3 protein-coding genes are annotated in these 3,269 nt (G+C 74.1%); 2 read left to right on the forward strand and 1 reads right to left on the reverse strand.

Annotated features, from left to right (window positions below):
- Positions 1–115: 115 nt before the first annotated feature.
- The gene (locus EAO71_RS36035; protein ID WP_147982018.1) at positions 116–595 is read right to left on the reverse strand and encodes a GbsR/MarR family transcriptional regulator; all 480 of its coding nucleotides are present in this window, start codon (positions 593–595) and stop codon (positions 116–118) included.
- A 62-nt stretch (positions 596–657) separates the two neighbouring features.
- Here EAO71_RS36035 and EAO71_RS36040 point away from each other — a divergent pair, with 62 nt between their 5' ends.
- Both EAO71_RS36040 and EAO71_RS36045 read left to right on the forward strand, forming a co-directional pair.
- Positions 658–1,590 carry an ABC transporter ATP-binding protein gene (locus tag EAO71_RS36040; protein ID WP_147982019.1) on the forward strand — a complete coding sequence of 311 codons (933 nt, stop codon included), beginning with the start codon at positions 658–660 and terminating at the stop codon, positions 1,588–1,590.
- A partial coding sequence (locus EAO71_RS36045; protein WP_147982020.1) for an ABC transporter permease occupies positions 1,587–3,269 on the forward strand: 1,683 nt, incomplete at its 3' end. The genes EAO71_RS36040 and EAO71_RS36045, both read left to right, overlap by 4 nt.

Below are 3,269 nucleotides of genomic sequence, written 5' to 3' on the forward strand. Positions count from 1 at the left end.
GTGTCCCCGGGGGCGGCACGGCCCGCGGGGCAGGGGGCGACCCGGCGCGCGCGGAACCCCGGGCGGGGCTTCCGCGGCGCGGGCACGTGCCGGCCCGGGCGCGGCCGACGGGACTTCAGGACCCGGTGCGGCCCTCGCGCCGGGCCCGCCAGCGGTCCAGCGTCCCGAGCATCTCGTCGTGGAGGAAGGCGAAGAACTCGGCCGTCTCGGCCGTCCGCGCGCCGGCCGCCGTGTCCGGGCCGAGGACGTCCGAGCCGTCGCGCAGCAGCTGCTCCCAGCGGGTCAGGAGCTGGTCGCGGCGGGTGAAGGTCTCGTACCAGAGCTCGTTGTGGAGGACGTAGCGGTCGCGGCGGGTGCCCGGGTCGCGTTCACGGCTGACCATGTTGACCTGGGTGAGGTACCGGACCGCGCCGGAGACGGCGGCCGGGCTGATCCTCAGCTGCTCGGCGAGCTCCGCCGAGGTCATGGAGGCCGTTTCGGAGGCGAGCAGCGCCGCGAAGACGCGGGAGGCCATCCGCTGCATGCCGGCCTCGGTCAGTTCGGCGGCGAAGCGCTCCACGAAGCGCGAGACCGCCTCGTCGTTGGTCGTCGTCATGGCTCTACTTTATGCGCTTCCTTAACTTCACAAGTTTGTGAAAGTAGCGTACGTTCAGAAACATGACGAAGGCAATCACCGTGGCCGGACTGCACAAGTCGTTCGGCCGGACGCACGCCCTGGACGGCCTCGACCTCGCCGTCGAGGCCGGTGAGGTCCACGGCTTCCTCGGCCCGAACGGCGCCGGGAAGTCCACCGCCATCCGCGTCCTCCTCGGCCTGCTGCGCCCCGACTCCGGCGCCGCCCAGGTCCTCGGCGGGGACCCCTGGCACGACGCGGTCGCCCTGCACCGCCGCATCGCCTACGTCCCCGGTGACGTGACGCTCTGGCGGAACCTGTCCGGCGGCGAGGTCATCGACCTCTTCGGCCGGCTCCGGGGCGGGCTGGACCCGGCCCGGCGGGCCGAGCTGACCGAACGCTTCGAGCTCGACCCGACGAAGAAGGGGCGGACCTACTCCAAGGGCAACCGCCAGAAGGTCGCCCTGGTCGCCGCGTTCGCCTCCGACGTCGACCTCCTCGTCCTCGACGAGCCCACCAGCGGCCTCGACCCGCTGATGGAGGAGGTCTTCCAGAGCTGCGTCTCCGAGGCGCGCGACCGGGGGCGGACCGTCCTGCTGTCCTCACACCTCCTGAGCGAGGTCGAGAGCCTCTGCGACCGGGTCAGCATCATCCGCAAGGGCCGGACGGTGGAGACCGGATCGCTGGCGGAACTGCGCCATCTCACCCGCACGAGCGTCTCCGCCGAGCTGGCCGGGACACCCGACGGGCTCGCGGCCCTCCCCGGCGTGCACGGCCTCGAGGTCCGGGGCCACCGGGTCCGGCTCCAGGTCGACACCGACAAGCTCGACGCCGTGCTGCGCGCCCTGACCGCCACCGGGGTCCGCTCGCTCACCAGCACGCCGCCGACCCTGGAGGAGCTCTTCCTCCGGCACTACGCCGCGGACGCCGCCACCGACGGCGCCGCCGCGTCCGCAGCCGGGGTGAGCGCCCGATGAGCGCCCTCGCGGTCCCGCTGACCGGAACCGGCACCCTGACCCGGCTCGCGCTGCGCCGCGACCGGCTGATGACGCCGCTGTGGGTACTGGTCGTCGGCGGCCTCGTGGCGAGCGGCTCCGGATCCCTGGACGGGCTCTACGGCAGCGCGGCCCAGCGCGCCGAACTGGCCGCCTCCATGAACGCCAACAGCTCGATGCGGTCGCTGTACGGACCCGTCTTCGGCGACTCGCTCGGCGCCCTCGTCGCCTGGCGGTTCGGCACCTTCGCGGCCGTGCTCGCCGCCGTCATGAGCCTGGTCATCGTCGTCCGGCACACCCGCGAGGAGGAGGAGACGGGCCGTCAGGAGATGCTCTCCGCCGGGATGGTGGGACGCCGTGCCCCGCTGACGGCCGCCCTGCTGGCCGCGCTGACCGCCAACACGGCGGTCGCCCTCCTCGTCACCGTCTCCCTCGCGGGTCAGGGCGCGGGCGGAGCGCTCGCGCTCGGCCTGGCGATCGGCGGGACCGGGATGCTCTTCGCGACGACGGCGGCGATCGCCGCCCAGCTGACCGAGAGCGCCCGGCTCGCCAGGGGGCTGACGTCCGCGGTCCTCGGGCTCGCCTTCGTGCTGCGGGCGGCCGGGGACGCCGGCCGGGCCGACGGCGGTTCCGTCCTGACCTGGCTGTCGCCGATCGGCTGGGCCGAGCACGTCCGCGCCTTCGCCGGAGTGCGGTGGTGGGTGCCGGGGCTGATCGCCGTCGCCGTGCTCGGGCAGACCGTCCTGGCCTACGCGCTGACCGAGCGGCGCGACGTCGGGATGAGCTTCCTGCCCTCCCGGCCGGGCCCGGCTCTGGGCCGGCTCGGCACGGCGGGCGGGCTCGCCCTGCGGCTCCAGCGCGGCACCGTCCTCGGCTGGTCCCTGGGCTTCCTGCTCGGCGGGATCGTCTTCGGCGGCATGGTCGAGGGCGCGGCCGACATCGTCGGCGACAACGAGCGGGCCCGGGAGATCTTCGAGCGGATGGGCGGGCAGAGCGGCCTGACGGACGCGTTCCTCGCCACGATGGTCGGCCTCTTCGGGATGCTCGCGGCCCTGTACGCGGTGGGGTCGGTACTGCGGCTGCACGGCGAGGAGACCTCGGGGCGGGGCGAGCCGATCCTGGCGAACGCGGTGGGGCGGCTGCGCTGGGCGGCCGGGCACCTGGTGATCGCGTTCGGCGGCGCGGCGCTGATCCTGCTGCTCGGCGGCCTCGGCCTGTACCTCTCGTACGGGAAGGACCTCGGTCCGATCCTGGGCGCGTCGCTGGTGCAGCTCCCGGCCGTCTGGACCCTCGCCGGGCTGGCGGTCCTGCTGTGGGGCGCCGTCCCGAGGGCGGCGGCCGCGGCGTGGGGCGCGGCGGGCCTGGCCCTGGCCCTGGGCTGGATCGGCCCGGCGCTGGACCTTCCCCCGTGGGCCCTGGACCTGTCGCCCTTCGGTCACCTGCCGAAGCTCCCCGGCCCGGAGATGACGTGGTCACCCGTCCTGACCCTGACCGTCCTCRCCGCGGCGCTGGACGCCGAGGTCTGCGAGATCTACACCGACGTCGACGGCGTCTTCACCGCCGACCCGCGCGTGGTGAAGAAGGCGAAGAAGATCGACTGGATCTCCTTCGAGGACATGCTGGAGCTCGCCGCCTCCGGCTCCAAGGTGCTCCTGCACCGG

The sequence above is a fragment of the Streptomyces sp. MS191 genome, assembly GCF_008042125.1.
GTDB lineage: Bacteria > Actinomycetota > Actinomycetes > Streptomycetales > Streptomycetaceae > Streptomyces.